This window comes from Actinomadura macra NBRC 14102 (assembly GCF_001552215.1).
GTDB lineage: Bacteria > Actinomycetota > Actinomycetes > Streptosporangiales > Streptosporangiaceae > Spirillospora > Spirillospora macra.
This window is the reverse complement of sequence record NZ_BCQT01000018.1, coordinates 326073-344380: the sequence shown is the minus strand read 5'-3', so window position 1 is coordinate 344380 and position 18308 is coordinate 326073. Positions and strand designations below refer to the sequence as shown.

Genomic DNA, 18308 nt, shown 5'->3' with positions numbered 1-18308 from the left:
GCGAAAGGGCGCCGACAGGCAAGAGGCCCGGAAATTCGAGAGGCCGATTGCCGCGGGCATCGGACGGAGTTGCCGGGCCGCTGCCTGGATGCCCATGGCCGCGGGTGCCCATCATTGCCAGATGTCTCCCTTCTCAGCAGTGTGAAGAAAGGAAGGCCGGACGTGCGGATTCCGGACAGGACTCTGTTGCAATGGCTCGACGACCCGGCTCCCGACCGTGGCCTGCATTTCGCACAGCCTGATGGCACCTGGGATTTCTGGCCGTACACGCGCCTGTGGAATCTGTCCCTGCGGGTCGTCTCCGCCTGCGCCGAGCGAGGGCTGCGGAACGGCGACGTCGTCGCCATCGTCCAGCGGTGCGGGCCCGGTTTCGTCGCGGGCATGTTCGGGGCTCTCGCCGCCGGCGCGACCGTCACCTCGATCGCGCCGCCGTTCGCGTTCCAGCGCGGGGACGACTACGAAAGACATCTCTCGCACGTTCTTGGAATCGCGCGTCCCGCACTGATCGTCGTCGGTGACGACGGTGATCTGGCGAGGGTGGCGCCGATCGCGGACGCGGCCGGGCTCGCCGCGCCCGTCCGGTTCGACGACCTGGTCGCGGGACGGGCGCCGGAGTGGCCGACGGGCCGTGCCGAGACGGCGCTGCTCCAGTTCACCTCCGGATCCAGCGGCTTCTCGCGGGGTGTGCGGATCTCCCCCGATGCCCTGGCCGCCAACGTGAACGCCATCCGCCGCCACCTGCTGCTGACCCCTGACGGCCCCATCATCAACTGGATGCCCGTGCATCACGACATGGGCCTCATCGGTGGCCTGATCACCAGTGTCGTCACGGGGTGCGACGGCTGGCTGATGCAGCCCGAGGACTTCATCCGCACGCCGCTGCGCTACCTGTCCTGTATCAGCGACCAGCGGATCCGGTTCGCCCCGATGCCGAACTTCGGCCTGGCGTACATCCTGCGGCGGATCCGTCCCGAGCAGCTGGCGGGCCTGCGGTTCGACTCGCTGCGCGCGGTCATCCTCGGCGCGGAGCGGATCGACCCGCGGGTCCTGGTGGAGTTCGAGCGGCTGCTCGGGCCGAACGGCCTCGACCGGCGGGCGCTGACACCCGCGTACGGCTCCGCCGAGGCGACGCTCGCGGTCACGATGCTGCCGCTGGAGGAGACGTGGTCGACGGCGGCGCCGGACGGGGCGTCGACACCGCTCGTCGGCTGCGGGCGTCCGATCGGCGGGACTCCCGTCCGGGTCGTCAACGCGCGGGGCGGGCCGGCACCCGACGGTGAGGTCGGGCAGATCGTCGTCGGCGGGGAGTCGCTGGCCACGGGCTATGTCGGCGACTCCGGGACCGCGTCCGGCACCAGCATCCAGGACGGCCTGCTGTACACCGGGGATGCCGGCTTCGTCCGGGACGGGCAGTTGTTCGTGCTGGGCCGGCTGGGCGACGGCCTCAAGGTCCGCGGCCGCATGGTGTTCGCGGAGAGCCTGGAGGCGCGCTTCTGCGAGCTGGGCATCCCCGAACGCCGGGCGGCCGCGCTGCTGGGGATCCGGGACGGCAGGCCGACGGCCGCCGTCGTCCTCGCGGCGCCCAGGCCGGAGTGGCCGGCGATCGCACGCCGGGTGCTGGCCGAGCAGATCGAGGGCGCGGACCTGGTCGCGGTGACCGTGCCGCGGGCCGGGCTGGCCGTCACCTCCAGCGGCAAGCCCCGGCGCCGGGTGATGTGGCAGGCGTTCTGCGACGGGACGCTCGAAGGCGACATCCGCCCGCTGGCGCCGGAACCGGCGCCAGCGGGCACGCCGTGACACAGAACGTGCCGCACGACCAGACCTATGACCAGACAGGAGACCCACCCCATGCCCGAGGCCCATTCCACGACCGGCGCGGACCTGGTCGCGCCGGTGATCCATGAGATCGTGCGCATCCTCGCGCCGGCCCCGACCGAGGTCGTCATGGCCGATCACCGGCTGATCCACGACCTCGGCTTCCACTCGCTGACCCTTACCGAGCTGGCCTTCGCCCTGGAGGACCTGTTCGACCTGGACTCCGTCACGCCGGAGCAGGCGATGCTGCTGACCTCCGTCGGCGACGTCGTCGGGCTCATCGAGAGCGCGGTGGCCAGGTCCGAGGCCAGGCCGGCGAACGACGCGGACGTCACCGAGTACTGCGCGCGGTACGGCGTGACCTGGGACCCGCGCGGATGACGGTCGCACCGGAGGAGTTCGCTCCCCCCGTCCCGCCCGCGTCGGAGGTCTTCGCCGACGCGCTGGCCCATCTGGTCTCCGACACCGTCGAACGGCAGCGGATCCTCGGGTCCGGTGCCTTCGAGGCGATCGGCGAGGGCGCCGAGGTCCGGCTGTCCAGCGGCCGGACGATGCTCGATTTCGGCAGCTACGCCGTGCCGCTGTTCGGTCATCGTCCCGCGACGGTGACCCGCGCGGTGCGCGCCGCCCTGGAGACGTTGCCGACCTCGACCCGGCTGCTGACCAACCCGTACGCGGCCGCCTTGGCCGCCCGGCTCGCCGCCCTGGTGGATCCGGGCCGGCTGGACAAGGTCTCCTTCGGGCTCAACGGCGCGGACGCGGTCGAGACCGCGCTCAAGCTCGCCATCGCCCGCACCGGCACGCCGTCGGCGCTGGCCGTGCAAGGGGGATTCCACGGCAAGAGCATGGGCGCGCTGGCCCTGACCCACGATCCGCTTCGCCGCGGTCCCGTGCGGGGCTTCCTCGGCGACGTGCGGCATCTTCCGCTGGAGCCGGACGCGGTCGCGCGGGCGGCGCGGGAGGCTCCCTTCGCGGCGCTGATCTTCGAGCCCGTGCAGGGCGAGGGCGGCGGGCGGGCCATCCCGCCGGAGCTGCTGCGCCGGTGGAGCGCGGACGCGCACGCGGCGGGGGCGTTCGTCCTGGCCGACGAGATCCAGTGCGGGCTCCGCCGCTGCGGGCCGGTGTCGGTGTCGGTGAGCGAGGGCGTGCGGCCCGACGCGGTCCTGCTCGGCAAGCCGCTCGGCGGCGGCGTCATGCCGCTGTCGGCCGTGGTCGGCACGCGGGAGCTGTTCGCCCCGCTCGCGGCCGATCCCTACTTCCACACCGCGACGTTCGGCGGGCACCCCGCCTCGTGCGCCGCGGGCCTGGCGGCGCTCGACCTGCTCGACACGGTGGCCGAGAGCCTTCCCGCCGTGGCGGCCCGGCTGGCCGCGGGGGTCGCGGCGCTCGCCGCCTCCCGTCCCGGGAGTGTCGTCGGGGTCCGCTCCACCGGCCTGCTCGCGGCCGTCGAGTTCGGCGACGCGACCGTCGCGGGGCTCGCGGTCCTCGAAGCGGGCCGGCGCGGGCTGCTCGTCGGCCAGAGCCTGAGCAGACCGGCCGTGCTCAAGCTGCTGCCGCCGGCGGTCACCGACGCCGCCCAGATGGACCGCGCCTTCGCGATCCTGGACGCGGGCTGCCGGGCGGCCGAGCGCCGGGCGGCGAGATCCGGCTGACACGATCTCCCCGTGCGACGGCGCCGGCGGCTCGGATGAGCCGCCGGCGCCGTCGTCTGTGGAGCCTCCCCCGCGAACATCAGGCCTCCGTGGGCGCCTTCTCCTTCGGGGACGTGACGCGGACATCGTCGGTGAGGACGTCCATGGCGTCGAGGGAACGCGTCGCGTGCAGGGCGAGGGCCAGCAGCGCCACCGGCACCAGAAGCGAGAGCACGGCGCCCGGAACGCCGAACAGGCTCGCCAGGAGCCCGGCGACCAGCGGTCCCGTCCACTGCAACGCCATCGTGCCGAACCGGCCCACCGCGGCGACCCGGCCCGAGAACTCGTCGGGCACGACCCGTACCACCGCGGCCTGCAGCACCACGTTCAGCGGGACCATGGTCAGCATGGCGACGGTCACGACCGCGCCGATCTGCCACGGCCGCGGGACGAAGGCGCAGGCCGCGAGGGTGGCCGCGAACGCCCACGCGGCCGCGTACAGCACCCGCTGCGGGCGGACCCTGCGGGCGACCGACGGGCCGATCACCGCGCCCACCAGCCCGCCGAGCAGCGCGAGCGAGCTGATCAGGCCGACCTGGGCGGGACCGCCGCCGCGGTAGCGGATCAGCGCGATGAACAGCAGGGTGAACGCCTCGGTGACGGTGTTGAGCAGGGCGCCCCAGATGACGGTGAACCGCAGGAAGGGCTGCTCGCGGACGAACCTGATTCCGGCCGCGATGTCCTGCGTCACGGAGTTGCGCCGGACGGCGGCGGACCGGTCGGGTCCGAGCGGCCGGCGGATCAGCAGGGCGCCGACGGCCGCGAAGACGAAGGACACGGCGTCGGCCGCGAACGGGAACCAGCGGGTGACGGCGAACAGCACGCCTCCGAGCGGGGCCCCGATCAGGTCGGCGCCGAGGTCGCGTCCCATCATCTGACCGGTCGCGACCGGCAGCTGTTCCTTGGGCACGATCCGGCGCAGCGCGGACATCTCGGCGCCGGTCACCACGCCCGCGGACAGGCCGCCGGCGAGGGCCGCCGCCACGAGCAGCGGCAGCGAGGCACGGTCGGTCGCCACGGCGGTGGCGACGGCGGCGAGCACCGCGCCCTGGACGAGCGGGCTAAGCACCAGGATGGCCTTGCGGGACACCCGGTCGGCGAGCGCGCCGCCCAGCAGCGTGGTGATGAGCATCCCCGCGAGGTTCGCCGCGCCGATCATGCCCGCACGGGCCACCGAACCGGTCGTGTAGAGGACCAGGAGGGGGAAGGCGATGGCCGACAGGCTGGTGCCGACGGCGGAGACCGTGTTCCCGGTCCACCAGCCGACATAGTCGGGGCTGCGCCACAGGGAGGGGAGCGGGCCGTCCTCGGACGGTTCCGGCGCCCTCCCCCGATCGCTCATTTGGCGAACACCTCCGGCTGCGCGAGGGACTCGGCGAGCATCAGGTCCCGGACGGCCGGGGTGAGCATGCCGATCTGCCGCAGCACCTGGACGACCTTGAAGAACAGCAGTTGCCGGAAGGCGACCATCCGCGGGTCGTTCCGGACGAACCGGCGGCCGGCGGCGACGTCCACGCCGAGGTGTTCCCAGACCTCGCCGAGCAGGAAGCGCTGGGACATGACGTGGACGGCCTCCTGGAGGAAGTCGTCGCGGTCGGCCAGCTCGCGGCTGGTCATGTCCTGGTACATGCCGTCGAGGGCGACCACCCCGAACGAGATGTGCCGCGCCTCGTCCCGCGCGATCATCCGGGTGATCGAGGTGATGACGGGATCGCCGAAGCTCGTGCTCGCCACCCGCGTCGCGACCAGCGCCAGCCCCTCGATGACGACCTGGACGCCGAGGTAGAGGACGTCCCAGCGGGACTCTGCGAGCAGGTCGCGCAGCAGTTGCTCCAGACCGGCGTTGATCGGGTACGAGACGCCCAGCTTCTCGTCGATGTAGCGCGCGTACGCCTCCACGTGCCGGGCCTCGTCGGCGACCTGCGCCGCCGCGTAGGTCTTGGCCTCGATGTCGGGAACGACCTCGACCAGCCGCGCGGTGGTGAGCAGCGCCCCCTGCTCGCCGTGCAGGAACTGGCTCACCATCCAGACCTGGAACTCCCACAGGAAGTCGTTCCACCGCTCGGGGGACACGGGGCTGCCCGGCGGCGCGGTCGGGGGCACCAGTCCGTCGCGCGGACGCAGCAGCGACCCCACGTGGACCTCGGGCGTCCAGTCGATGTCGGTGGAGACGTTCCACTGGGCGACCTTGCTGCGCTCGTACAGCTGCCACATCCGGCTGTCGCGGCGGCCGTAGTCCCAGTTCAGACAGGAGCGAATATGGGCGTCGACCTCGACGAGGGTGCTGTGGGGGCCGGGCGGCGACATCAACGGTCCTCGTTCTCGAGTTGGGCGACGAGGCTCTTCGGCCGCATGTCGGTCCAGTGCTCCTCGACGTAGGCCAGGCAGGACCGGCGGTCGGTCTCGCCGTGGACGGGCTGCCAGCCCGCGGGCACGTCGGCGAAGGACGGCCACAGGCTGTGCTGGCCCTCGTCGTTGACGAGCACCAGGAACCGGCCGTCGGGGTCGTCGAAGGGGTTCTTCACGAGAGAGGTCCTTTCATCGGTGTGCAGGGCTCGGAACGCCGAGCAGCGCGGCAAGCGCGGCGGGCGTCGGGGCCTCGAAGACGGCCCGGACGTTCAGCTCGGCCCGGGCACCCGGCGTCGTCCGGAATGTGGTGCGGAGCGCTCCGTGCAGGCGGAGCGCCTGGATCGAATCTCCGCCGAGGACGAAGAAGTCGTCGTCGGCCCCGACGTCGTCCACGCCCAGGACCTCACTGAAGAGGCCGCACAGCGCCTCCTCCGTCTCATCGCGGGGAGGGCGGTAGGCGCGCGCCGGATGACCGGGCGCCTCCTCGGGTACCGGCCGCATCCCGGCGCACTCGTGCTCGGCCATCGCCAGGAGCGTCGCGACCGGCAGGTCCGGGGCCCTGTCCATCGCTTCGAGCAGGCGGCGCAGGCACGCGAGCAGCGTGCCGGCGGCGGAATCTGCGAACAGCTCAGGCCGGTAGTCCAGACGCAACAGCAGCCGCTCGGCGGGTACCGCCGAGAGCCTGAGGGGGTAGTGGTAGGCGTCCCGGCCGTCGAGCCGGACGACCCGCAGGTCGTCGTCGACCTGTCGCGGCCCCGCCGGGCCGGCGGAGTGGTTCTGGAACACCGTCGAGGTGTCGAACAGCGGCCCGGCACCCGCGAGCCGCTGGACGTCGGCGAGAGCGAGATGCCGGTGCGGGGCGAGCGCGGACTGCTCGTCCTGGAGCCTGACCAGCACGTCCGCGACCGGCTCGGACGGGGACAGGCGGACCCGGACCGGCATCGTGGTGACGAGCAGCCCGACGGTCTCCTCCACCCCGGCGAGTTCGGGGGGACGGACGGCCGCGGTGGCACCGGACACGATGTCGCGGCGGCCGGTCAACCCCGCGAGCAGGATCGACCAGGCACCCTGGACCAGCGTGTTCAGCGTGAGCCCGTGCCCGCGTGCGGTCCTGGCCAGCGCGGACGTGTCCGCTGCGGGTAGTTCGGTTTCCACGCTCTCCGGCAGCCGGTCGGGGGCGGTGAACCGCGCGCCCGGCGCGACGAGCGTCCCGCCGGGGAGGCCGGCCAAGGCGCTGCGCCAGGCGCCCTCCGCCGCGCGACGGTCCTGTCCGGCGAGCCACGCGAGATAGTCGCGGAGGGGAGCGGGTGCCGGCAAGGAGGAGCCGCCGCCCCGCGCGTACGTCTCGAAGATCTCGCCGATCACGTGGGAGAGCGACCAGCCGTCGAGGACCAGGTGATGGCAGGTGAACACGAGCAGGTGCCGCCGGTCGGCCAGGCGGATCAGGGTGAAGCGCAGCAGCGGCGGCTCGTCCAGGTCGAAGCGGCGCAGGCGATCCCGCGCGAGGACGTCCGTGAGGTGCGCGCGGCACCGCTCCGCGTCCAGCGCGCGCAGGTCGAGCTCCTCCCACGGCGCGGCGACGGCGCGGGCGATCCGCTGGGCCGGCGCGCCCCCCGGGGGACGCACGATGGAGGCCCGGAGGCTCGCGTGACGATCGATGGGCGTCTGGCAGGCGGTCCGCAGAAGCTCGGTGTCCAGCGTCCCGTGCAGCTCCACTGTGGTCTGCATGTGATAGACGTCGACGCGCCGCTCATCGAGGCTGGAGTGGAAGAGCAAGCCCTCTTGCAGCGGGGTGAGCGAGAGTACTTCCGGGTCTCCCCCGTCCAGCGGCGGAGCGGTGTGCGCTGAAGAGCGCGCTCGGGCGTCGTCAGGCGGGGAGTCGTGTGTCGCTTCCGCCAGTGCCGCGACGGTCCGGCAGGTGAACACCTCGCGAGGGGTCAGTACCAGCCCCGCGGCGCGCGCCTGTGCGCAGAGCCGGATGGAGATGATCGAGTCTCCGCCCAGCTCGAAGAAGTCGTCATCGACACCGACCCGCTCAAGTCCCAATGCCTCGGCGAACACCCTGCACAACAGCTCTTCACGCGATGTGCCGGGCTCGCGGTACTGCGCCGTGCCCGTGATCTCTGGCGCCGGAAGCGCACGGCGGTCCACCTTGCCGCTCCCCGTCGCCGGGAGCTCTGCCAGCTCCACGAACGCCGCCGGGACCATGTAGTCCGGCAGCGCCGCCGCCAGATGCCGCCGGAGCGCCTCCGGGGCAATAGCGTGACCGTCCGCCGGAACCACATAGGCGACCAGCCGGGCGCCGCTCGGCCCGTCCTCTCTGGCCACCACCGCCGCCTGCGCGACGGCGGCCGAGGTGCGCAGCGCCGCCTCGATCTCACCGAGTTCGATCCGGAACCCGCGGACCTTCACCTGGTCGTCAACGCGGCCCGCGAAGTCCAGCAGGCCCTCGCCGTCCCAGCGCACCAGATCTCCGGTCCGGTACATCCGGGTTCCCGGCGCACCGAACGGATCAGCGACGAACCGCTCCGACGACAGACCCGGACGACGCAGGTAGCCCCGAGCCAACCCGGCACCCGCGATGTACAGCTCCCCCACCACACCCGGCGGAACCAACCGCAACGCACTGTCCAGCACGTACACCCGGGTATTGGCGAGGGGAAGGCCGATCGGGATCGAGAGTTCCCGCGTGCCCGTCCTGGACTCGAACGCGGTGGAGGCGAGCGAGGTCTCCGTGGGGCCATAGAGGTTGTGCAGTTCGGCGTCGAACAGGGCATGGAACCGTTCCGCCAGTGCCGTGCCGAGCGCCTCACCGATGCACAGGACGCGCCGCAACGTGGAAAGTGCCGGTAGGCCCGGCGTCCTGACGAAGGCCTCCAGCATGGAGGGGACGAACTGAACGGTGGTCACCCTCTCCCGTTCGATCAGTCCGGCGAGGTAGACCGGATCCCGGTGCCCGTCGGGCCGGGCGACGACGAGCGTCGCGCCCGCCATCAGCGGCCAGAAGTACTCCCAGACCGACACGTCGAAGCTCGCGGTCGTCTTCAGCAGCACGCGGTCGTCCGGGCCGAGCGGATACCTCTCCTGCATCCACAGCAGCTGGTTCACGACCCCGGCATGGGGCACGACCACACCTTTCGGCCGACCGGTCGATCCGGACGTGTAGATGACGTAGGCGGCGTCGAGCGGCCCCGGTCCAGGCGGCGCGGTGGGCGAGGGCACCGCGTCGCCGGTCAGTTCCCTGTAGCTGTCGGGGGTGAGGACGGCCACCGCGTCGGTGTCCTCGACGATGAACCGCGCCCGGTCCGGCGGGAGGCCCGGATCGACCGGCACATACGCCGCGCCGGTCCGGTGGATCGCGTGCAGGGCGATGACCGCCTCGGGTGAACGCGGCAGCGCCACCGCCACGACACGCCCGCGTCCGGCCCCCGCCGCGTAGAGCCGGTTCGCGAGGCGGTCCACGCGCGCGTCGAGCTCGCGGTACGTCAGGGACTCGCTCCCGGCGACCAGCGCGACCGCGTCCGGAGTGCGCCGCACCTGGGCGCGCATCAGCTCGGGCAGCGTGCCCGGCGGGTAGGGGGCGGCGGTGTCGTTGCGCGCTTCGAGGAGGTCCCGGCGCTCCCGGGCACCCAATGAATCGAGCTTGTTGAGCGGGATGTCCAGATCGTCGGCCGGCACGGTCAGCAGGCGCTGCAGCCGGTCCATGACGTTCGTCGCGGCGCCGGCGTCGATCAGATCCGGCCGGTAGCTGAGATGCAGGCGGAGCCGCGGCCCCGGCATCGCGATGAGGGTCAGCGGGTAGTGCGTGGTCCCCACCGTCTCGTTCCCGCCGTCGGTGACGGTCACCTCGACGTCCGCGACCCGGTAGCGCAGGGGCCCCTCGTCGTCGCCGAGATTCTGGAAGATGATCGAGGTGTCGAAGAGCTCGTGGCCGGCGAGGCGCTGGATGTGGGACAGGGCGAGGTACTGGTGGGCGGCCAGGGCGGACTGCCGGTCCTGCAACCGGGCCAGCATGCGGCTGAGCGGTTCGGCCGGGTCGAGGGTGACGCGCACCGGAACGGTGTTCATCAACAGCCCGGCCATGTCCTCAACGCCGGGCAGCTCGGCCGGACGCCCGGCGACCGTCGCACCGAAGACCACGTCATCGCGGCCCGTCAGGATGCCTACGAGCACCGCCCACGCGCCCTGCACCACCGTGTTCAGCGTCAGGCCACGCGCACGGGCCATCGCCGTCAAAGCGGCGGTGGCGGTCTCCGGCAGCTCGATGCGAACCCGCCGCGGGAGCACCGGCAGGCCGCCTCCCTGCGCGGCCGGGGCCACGAGAGCCGGCTCGTCCAGGCCCGCCAGTTCGGTACGCCACGCACGTTCGGAGGCGTCCACGTCACGGCTCGCGAGCCAGGCCAGGTAGTCGCGCAGGGGTACCGGCGGCGGCAGCCGGTCGTTGTCGGCGCGGTGCCCGTAGAGCTCGAACAGATCGCGCAGGACCGCCGGTAGGGACCAGCCGTCCAGCAGGATGTGATGGTGGGTGAAGGCCAGCACATGCCGGTCCGGGCCGAGCCGGATCAGCAGGAAGCGCGCCAGCGGCGGGCGGTCCATCGCGAACCGGGCCGTCCTCTCCTCCGCCAGCAGCCGTTCCAGGCGCCCTCGCCGCGCCGGCCCCTCGGGCCCGCCGGCATCGACGCGCCTGAACGGCACCTCCACGCTCTCGGCGATGGCCTGGACGCTCCGGCCCGAGCGGCCCTGCACGAACCCGGCGCGCAGTACGGTGTGCCGGTCCAGCAGCGCCTGGCAGGACGCGCGCAGCATCTCCACGTCCAGATCGCCGGCCAGCTCACACGCCACCTGCACGTTGTAGACGTCGACGCCCTCCACGTCGTACACCGCATGGAACAGCAGGCCCTCTTGCAGCGGCGACAGCGGTAGGTACTCCTCGACCTCCGTCGGCTGCGAAGCCGAGAGGAAGGCCAGTTCGCCCGCGTCGAGATCGAGTAGCGGTCGCGCTGCCGCCTCCCCGGTCGCCGCGTCCGGGACCCGCGCCGCTCGTGCCAGTGCTGCGGCGTTGCGGCAGGTGAACACCTCGCGGGGGGTCAGTACCAGCCCCGCGGCGCGCGCCTGTGCGCAGAGCCGGATGGAGATGATCGAGTCTCCGCCCAGCTCGAAGAAGTCGTCATCGACACCGACCCGCTCAAGACCCAACACTTCGGCGAACACTCTGCACAGCAGTTCTTCCCGCGATGTGCCGGGCTCGCGATAGTGCGCCGTGCCGGTGATCTCCGGCGCCGGAAGCGCACGGCGGTCCACCTTGCCGCTCGCCGTCACCGGCAGCTCTGCCAGCTCCGCGAACGCCGCCGGGACCATGTAGTCCGGCAGCACCGCCGCCAGCCGGTGCCGCAGCGCCTCCGGGTCCATCGTGTGACCATCGGCCGGGACGATGTAGGCGACCAGCCGCTTGACCCCCGGACGATCCTCCCGGGCCACCACCACGGCCTGCCCCACATCGGGAAACCCACCCAGAACAGACTCGACCTCACCCGGCTCCACCCGGAACCCGCGAATCTTCACCTGCTCATCAACACGACCCGCGAACACCAAACGACCCTCGGAATCCCACCGCACCAGATCCCCGGTCCGGTACATCCGGGTCCCCGGCACACCAAACGGATCAGCGACGAACCGCTCCGACGACAAACCCGGACGACCCAGATAACCCCGAGCCAAACCGGCACCCGCGATGTACAACTCCCCCACCACACCCGGCGGAACCAACCGCAACGCACCGTCCAGCACGTACGCCCGGGTGTTGTCCAGCGGCCGACCGATCGGCAGCGTGTCCGGCACGTCGTCGGGCGAATGGATCGGAAAGTAGGTCGCGTACACCGTCGTCTCGGTCGGGCCGTAGACGTCGACCAGCACCAGACCAGGGCACGCCTCCAGCACGCGCCGGACCCCGGCGGCCGACACCACGTCGCCGCCCGTCCACACCTGCCGGAGACCCGCGAGCGTCCCTGGCGCCTCACTCGCCACCGCCCGGAAAAGGCCCGACGTCATGAACACCGCGGTGACTCCGTGGTCGGCGATCACCTGGCCCAAGGTGGCGACGTCCAGATCCGGGACCGGGCACACCACGACGCGGCCACCCGTCAGCAGCGGCACCCACAGCTCGTAGACGGTGCCGTCGAACGCCTGCGCCGAATGGAACAGGACGCGGGCGTGGTCCTCGTCTTTCCATGCCTGGTCGGCCGCGAACTCCAGCACGTCGCGATGGGTGGTCGCCACGCCCTTGGCCCCTCCGGTAGACCCGGAGGTGTACATCACGTACGCGAGCTGGTCGGGACGGCCCCGCACCGGGACCGCCGGCCCGCCGCCATCGACCTCCGGCGCGTCGTCATCGACCACGATCACCGCCGCGCCGTGGGCGAACTCGATCCCGCGCGACGCCGCGTCGGTCAGGAGCACGGCGGCGGCGGTGTCGCGCATGACGTCCCGCAGCCGGGCCTTGGGGAAGCGGCGCTCCAGCGGCACGTACGCCCCGCCGGCCTTCAGGACGGCCAGCAACGAGATCACCAGGTCGGCCGTCCGCTCCTGAAGCACCGCCACGGCGTCCTCGGGTCCCACCCCGAGCCGGGCCAGCCTGCGCGCCAGCGCGTCCGAGCGCGCGTCCAGGTCCGCGTACGTCAGCTCCCGACCGCCGAACACGACCGCCACGGCGTGCGGCGTCCGGGCGACCTGGCGCGCGAACTCCTCCTGGATCGACGAAGCCACGCCGGCCCCGGGACGGACAGCGCCGTTCCACGCCACCAGCATCGCGTCCCGCTCCGAGGCGGTCACCGTGTCGAGGCGGCCGAGCGGGGTCTCCTGGTCGTGGACGGACGTCTCCAGCAGGCGGCGCAGCCGCGCGGCGATGAGCTCGGCGGTCGCCCGGTCGAACAGATCGGGCCGGAAGTTCAGGTCGAGGCGCAACCGCTCACCGGGGAACACCGCCACGCTGAGCGGGTAGTGGGCGGCGACGGTCGCGTCCGCGGCCTCGCTCGGGGTGATCTCCAACCCCGCCACTTTCTCGCGCAGGGGCCCGGCACCACCGGGGACGTTCTCAAAGGCGATCAGGGTGTCGAAGAGTTCGTGGCCGGCGAGCCGCTGGAGGTGGGAGAGGCTCACGTGCTGGTGGGGCGCCAGGGCGGACTGCCGGTCCTGCAACCGGGCCAGCATGCGGCCCAGCGGTTCGGCCGGGTCGAGGGTGACGCGCACCGGAACGGTGTTCATCAACAGCCCGGCCATGTCCTCGACGCCGGGCAGCTCGGCCGGACGCCCGGCGACCGTCGCACCGAACACCACATCGTCGCGGCCCGTGAGCACACCGATCAGCACCGCCCACGCGCCCTGCACCACCGTGTTCAGCGTCAGGCCACGCGCACGGGCCATCGCCGTCAAAGCGGCGGTGGCGGTCTCCGGCAGCTCGATCTGCACCCGCCGCGGGAACACCGGCATGCCGCGGGCATGCCCGGCCGGGGCGAGGAAGGTCGGCTCCTCCACCCCCGCCAGTTCAGTGCTCCACGCCTGCTCGGACGCCCCCGGCTCGCGTTCCGCGAGCCAGGCCAGGTAGTCGCGCAACGGCGCCGGCGTCGCCAGCGCGCCGGCGTCGGCCCGCAGCCCGTACAGCTCGAACAGCTCGTCCAGCACCCGCGGCAGCGACCAGCCGTCCAGCAGGATGTGATGGTGGGTGAACGCCAGCACATGCCGCTCGGCCTCGACACGGATCAGCGTGAACCGCACCAGCGGCGGCCGGTCCATCGCGAACCGGGCTGCCCGGTCCTGCGCCAGGATCTCTTCCAGACGCCGTCCCCGTGCCCGGTCGTCCAGCCCGGTGAGATCCTCTTGCTGCCACGGCGCCTGGACGCCGTCCGCGATGGCCTGGATCGTCCGGCCCGAAGGCCGCTGCACGAAGCCCGCACGCAACGCCGCGTGCCGGTCCAGCAGCGCCTGGCAGGACGCGCGCAACGTCTCCACGTCCAGGTCGCCGGCCAGCTCACAGGCCACCTGCACGTTGTAGATGTCGACGCCCTCGACGTCGTACACCGCGTGGAACAGCAGGCCCTCTTGCAGCGGCGTCAGCGGAAGGTACTCCTGCACGTCCGGTGCACCCGAGGCGGCGAGAAAGGCCGACTCCCGCTCGTCCAGCTCCACGAGCGGCCGCGGAGCCGGGCTCCCGGTCTCCGGGTCCACGTCCCGGGCCGCTCGCGCCAGGCCCGCCACCGTCCGGCACGTGAAGACATCACGCGGCGTCAGGGCCAGCCCGGCCCGGCGGGCCCGTGCGGCGAGCTGGATCGAGGTGATCGAGTCTCCGCCCAGCTCGAAGAAGCCGTCGTCGACCCCGACCCGCTCAAGGCCCAGCACCTCTGCGAACACGCCGCACAGGAGTTCTTCCCGCGGTGTGCTGGGCTCGCGGTACCGCGCCGTGCCGGTGATCTCCGGCGCCGGAAGCGCACGGCGGTCCACCTTGCCGTTCGCGTTCGTCGGCACGGTCTCCAGTTCCACGAACGCCGCCGGGACCATGTAGTCCGGCAGCGCCGCCGCCAGCCGGTGCCGCAGCGCCTCCGGGTCCATCGTGTGACCATCGGCCGGGACGATGTAGGCGACCAGCCGCTTGACCCCCGGACGATCCTCCCGGGCCACCACCACGGCCTGCCCCACATCGGGAAACCCACCCAGAACAGACTCGACCTCACCCGGCTCCACCCGGAACCCGCGAATCTTCACCTGCTCATCAACACGGCCCGCGAACACCAAACGGCCCTCGCCGTCCCACCGCACCAGATCTCCGGTCCGGTACATCCGGGTCCCCGGCGCACCAAACGGATCAGCGACGAACCGCTCCGACGACAAACCCGGACGACCCAGATAACCCCGAGCCAAACCGGCACCCGCGATGTACAACTCCCCCACCACACCCGGCGGAACCAACCGCAACGCACCGTCCAGCACGTACACCCGGTTGTTGGCGGCGGGACGGCCGATGCTCGGGGTCTCGACCTCCTTGACCGCGCAGTACAGCGGGTCGATGGTGCACTCGGTCGGCCCGTAGGCGTTGAAGACGGCGATGAGCGACGAATCGCGCAGTTCCCGCCACAGCGTGCGGGGCACCTCGTCACCGCCCACGGCCAGCACCTTGAGCTGATGGCCCTGTCCGCCGGTCAGCCCCGCGGCCAGCAGTTGCGCACCAAGGCTCGGCGTCGTCTCCAGAACATCGATCTCGTGCTTGGCGACGTACTCGACCAGCGCCCGGGCGTCCTTCCGGGTCTCGTCCGCGACGAGGTGCAGTTCGTGGCCGGCGATCATCCAGAACAGCGGGCTCCAGATCCCGTCGAAGGTGAAGGAGAACGTGAAGGTGACGCGGATCCGCCGCGTCCCCGCCGCCCGCTCCGTCGGCAGGTAGATGTTCCGGTGGTGGCTGAAGAACATGTTGGACAGGCTGTGGTGCTCCACCGCGACGGCCTTGGGCTCGCCGGTGGAGCCGGACGTGCCGATCGCGTACGCCAGGTGATGCGGCAGCGGAGATGCGGGGCGGGCGAACGGCCCGCCGAGCACGGCGTCCTCGACACCCCCGGCGTCCCCTGTGTCCCCGTCGTCCTCGACGTACAGGCGGACCGCGCCGTTCGCCTCAGGCAGCCGCGCGCCCGACGCGCGGGTGGCCAGCAGGACCACCGGCTCCGCGGCCGCGATGATCGCCGTGTTGCGCTCCTCCGGCTGCTCCGGGTCGATCGGAAGGTAGACGGCACCGGCCTTCAGGACGGCAAGGGTCGCGACGACGGCGTCGGTGGTCCGCGGCAGCGCCACCGCGACGAACCGGTCCGGGCCCGCGCCGTGGCGGACCAGCCGGTGCGCCAGCCGGTCGGCCCGCACGTCGAGCTCCTGGTAGGTGAGGGACTCGTCGCCGCAGACCAGCGCGACCAGGTCCGGGGTGTTCTCCGCCCGCGCCTCGAAGACGGTCGCCAGATCCGCCCGCGGGAACGCATGGGCGGTGTCGTTCCAGGCACCGAGGATCGTCTCGGTCTCCGCCGGCGTGGTCAGGGCGATCGCGCCGACTCCGGTGTCGATGGCGGTGACCGCCGTCTCCAGCAGGTGCCGCAGCCGGGCCGCGCAGACCTCGGCGGTCTCCCGGTCGAACACGTCCGGCCGGTAGCTCAGTTCCAGGCGCAGCGCGCGGCCGGGGAAGGCCGCCAGGCTCAGCGCGTAGTGGGTGCCCTCGGGGTCGGCGTCGTCGTCGACGAGCTCGATGCCCAGCCCCGGCACCGCGGACCCGATGGCGGCCTCGTCGAGGGGGGTGTTCTCGAACGCGACCGCGGTGTCGAACAGCTCGCCGATCCCCGCCAGGCGCCGGACGTCGGCCAGGCCCAGATGGTGGTGCGGGCCGAGTTCGAGCTGTTCGGCCTGCACGCGTGCGAGCAGGGCGCCCAGCGTCTCGGCGGGGTCGAGACGGACACGCACCGGCACCGTGTTGATGAGGAGCCCGACCATCTCCTCGACCCGGGGCAGCTCCGCCGGACGGCCGGACACCGTCGCGCCGAACACCAGGTCGTCCCGCCCGGTCATCGAGCAGAGCAGCAGCGCCCAGGCCACCTCGATCACCGTGCTCATCGTCAGTCCCCGGCGGCGGGCCAGCGCGCCCAGCGCCGCGGTGGACGCGGCGGGCAGGTGGACCGTCACCCGCTCCGGGGCCACCGGCGTCCGGGTGAGGCCGGCGTCCGGGTCGACGAGCGTGGGCTGGTCGACGCCGGCGAGCGCGGAGCGCCACGCGGACTCTGCGGCGTCCCGGTCCCGGGAGGCCAGCCACTCAAGGAAGCCGGTGAACGGGACGGCCGGAGCCAGCGCGCCGCCGTCCCCACCGCGGGCATAGATCTCGAACAGGTCGCGGAAGACCAGCGGCGTCGACCAGCCGTCCAGCACGATGTGGTGAAAGGTGCAGGCCATGACGTACCGGTCGGCGGCCTTGCGCACCAGCAGGAGCCGCAGGAGCGGCGGACGATCCACTTCGAAGCGCCGTGCCCGCTCGTCCGCGAGCAGTTCCGCGACGCGTTCGTCCCGGTCCGCCGGGGCCAGGTCGCCGAGATCCACGTCCGTCCAGGGCGGATCGGCCGTCCGGGCGATCGCCTGGACGGTCCGCCCGGATCTGCGTCGCAGGAATCCGGCGCGCAGCGCCACATGCCGGGCGACCAGCTCGTGCCATGATCTCCGCAGCACCGCCACGTCCACGGGGCCCGCCAGCTCGCAGGCGATCTGCGCGTTGTAGACATCGACCCCGTCCTCATCGAACAGGGCGTGAAACAGCAGCCCGTCCTGAAGGGGGGTCAGCGGCAGCACTGATTCCAGGGGCGACCGCGTCACTCGTGGGCTCCCATCAGGCTCGGCGAACGCAGCCGTGCCAGGCTCTCGGCGAGACGGCGGTGCCCCTCGGCGGTGCCGACCCCGATCCTGATCCAGTCGTCCAGGCCGAAGAAGTCGCAGGACTTGACCCGGATCCCATGACCCGCCAGCGCCGCGACGAGCGCCTCGGCCCGGCCCGTCGCCACCCGGGCGATCACGAAGTTGGTCTCGGTGTCGCGGACGTCCAGGAACATGCCGCTGTCACGCAGCAGCGCGACGAGCGCGGGCCGCTCGCGGCGCACGTGCGAGGTCAGCGTCTCGACGAAGCCGGGCTCCTCCAGCACCCCGGCCGCCGCGCTCAGGCTGATCGCGTCGATGGGCATGAACCGGCGCAGCGGAGCAAGCCTGGCGATGAGGTCGGCGTCCCCGACCAGGCAGCCCACCCGGATCCCGGCGAGCCCCCACGCCTTGGCGAAACTGCGGTAGACCAGGACGTTCGCGTCGAGCTCTCCCGCCAGAATGCTCGGCGCCGAGCAGAATTCCTGGTAGGTCTCGTCCTGGAAGTAGAAGCCGGCGACGGCGCGGACCTCGTCGATCCAGCGCTGCTCGATCAGGTTCCCGGTCGGATTGCCGGGCTGAGCGAGGAACACCGCGTCCCTCGCGCCGATGTCGTGCCGCCCCACCGGCTGCCAGTCCGGCCCCAGCGGAATGGGATGGAAGGGCTTGCCGCTGGCCACCACCCGCGCGTTGAAGTCGAACCCCGGCTCGACCGCCCAGCCGCGGTCCACGAGCGTCATCGCGATGTCGAGGGCCTCGTCCACGCCCGAGGTCAGCAGGACCTGGGACGGCGCGACGCCCAACCGGCCGGCCGCCAGCCCGGTGACCTCCTCCAGCAGGTGGCGCGGGTACTCGTGCAGCCGCTGCGCGGCCGCGACCACACGGCGCACCGCGGCCCGCGGGGGCCCGAGCGGACTCTCGTTCCAGTCCAGCCAGAGCACGTCGGCTCCCGATCCGTCCAGCGCGACCACATCGGCCTCCTGCCATATCGACGTCCACTGAAGACTGGCCGCCGCGGAGTGCGGAATCCAGGCAAGA

8 protein-coding genes are annotated in these 18308 nt (G+C 72.3%); 3 read left to right on the top strand and 5 right to left on the bottom strand.

Annotated features, from left to right (window positions below):
• Positions 1–162 precede the first annotated feature (162 nt).
• From AMA02S_RS29170 to AMA02S_RS29160, 3 genes are read left to right on the top strand one after another with little or no spacing between them, the layout of a single operon-like run.
• Positions 163–1797 carry an AMP-binding protein gene (locus AMA02S_RS29170; RefSeq protein WP_067464250.1) on the top strand — a complete coding sequence of 545 codons (1635 nt, stop codon included), beginning with the start codon at positions 163–165 and terminating at the stop codon, positions 1795–1797.
• A 27-nt stretch (positions 1798–1824) separates the two neighbouring features.
• Positions 1825–2196, top strand: coding sequence for an acyl carrier protein (locus AMA02S_RS29165; protein WP_218005151.1), 372 nt, complete (start codon positions 1825–1827; stop codon positions 2194–2196).
• Positions 2193–3467 carry an aminotransferase class III-fold pyridoxal phosphate-dependent enzyme gene (locus tag AMA02S_RS29160; protein WP_067464244.1) on the top strand — a complete coding sequence of 425 codons (1275 nt, stop codon included), beginning with the start codon at positions 2193–2195 and terminating at the stop codon, positions 3465–3467. The genes AMA02S_RS29165 and AMA02S_RS29160 overlap by 4 nt, the downstream gene beginning before the upstream one ends.
• Before the next feature lie 79 nt (positions 3468–3546).
• On the opposite strand, the gene AMA02S_RS29155 is transcribed toward AMA02S_RS29160, so the two are convergent.
• Genes AMA02S_RS29155 through AMA02S_RS29135 form a run of 5 tightly spaced genes read right to left on the bottom strand, consistent with a single transcriptional unit; the run spans position 3547 to position 18241 of the window.
• Positions 3547–4848, bottom strand: a complete 1302-nt coding sequence (locus tag AMA02S_RS29155) for an MFS transporter (RefSeq protein WP_067464241.1) — start codon at positions 4846–4848, stop codon at positions 3547–3549.
• Positions 4845–5813: a ferritin-like domain-containing protein gene (locus AMA02S_RS29150; protein WP_067464238.1), complete on the bottom strand. Its 969-nt coding sequence runs from the start codon at positions 5811–5813 to the stop codon at positions 4845–4847. The genes AMA02S_RS29155 and AMA02S_RS29150 overlap by 4 nt, the downstream gene beginning before the upstream one ends.
• Positions 5813–6031: an MbtH family protein gene (locus tag AMA02S_RS29145; protein WP_067464235.1), complete on the bottom strand. Its 219-nt coding sequence runs from the start codon at positions 6029–6031 to the stop codon at positions 5813–5815. Before AMA02S_RS29145 ends, AMA02S_RS29150 begins: the two co-directional genes overlap by 1 nt.
• Positions 6032–6044: 13 nt before the next feature.
• Positions 6045–17234, bottom strand: a complete 11190-nt coding sequence (locus tag AMA02S_RS29140) for a non-ribosomal peptide synthetase (protein WP_084265716.1) — start codon at positions 17232–17234, stop codon at positions 6045–6047.
• Entirely contained in the window at positions 17231–18241 is a 1011-nt protein-coding gene (locus tag AMA02S_RS29135) for a pyridoxal phosphate-dependent aminotransferase (RefSeq protein WP_067464228.1), read from the bottom strand. Before AMA02S_RS29135 ends, AMA02S_RS29140 begins: the two co-directional genes overlap by 4 nt.
• Positions 18242–18308: the final 67 nt, after the last annotated feature.

Bases quoted from the DNA above. Each gene is read 5' to 3' on its own strand.
- AMA02S_RS29165 (WP_218005151.1), top strand. From the start codon at position 1,825: ATGACCAGACAGGAGACCCACCCCATGCCCGAGGCCCATTCCACGACC.
- AMA02S_RS29160 (WP_067464244.1), top strand. From the start codon at position 2,193: ATGACGGTCGCACCGGAGGAGTTCGCTCCCCCCGTCCCGCCCGCGTCG.
- AMA02S_RS29155 (WP_067464241.1), bottom strand. From the start codon at position 4,848: ATGAGCGATCGGGGGAGGGCGCCGGAACCGTCCGAGGACGGCCCGCTC.
- AMA02S_RS29150 (WP_067464238.1), bottom strand. From the start codon at position 5,813: ATGTCGCCGCCCGGCCCCCACAGCACCCTCGTCGAGGTCGACGCCCAT.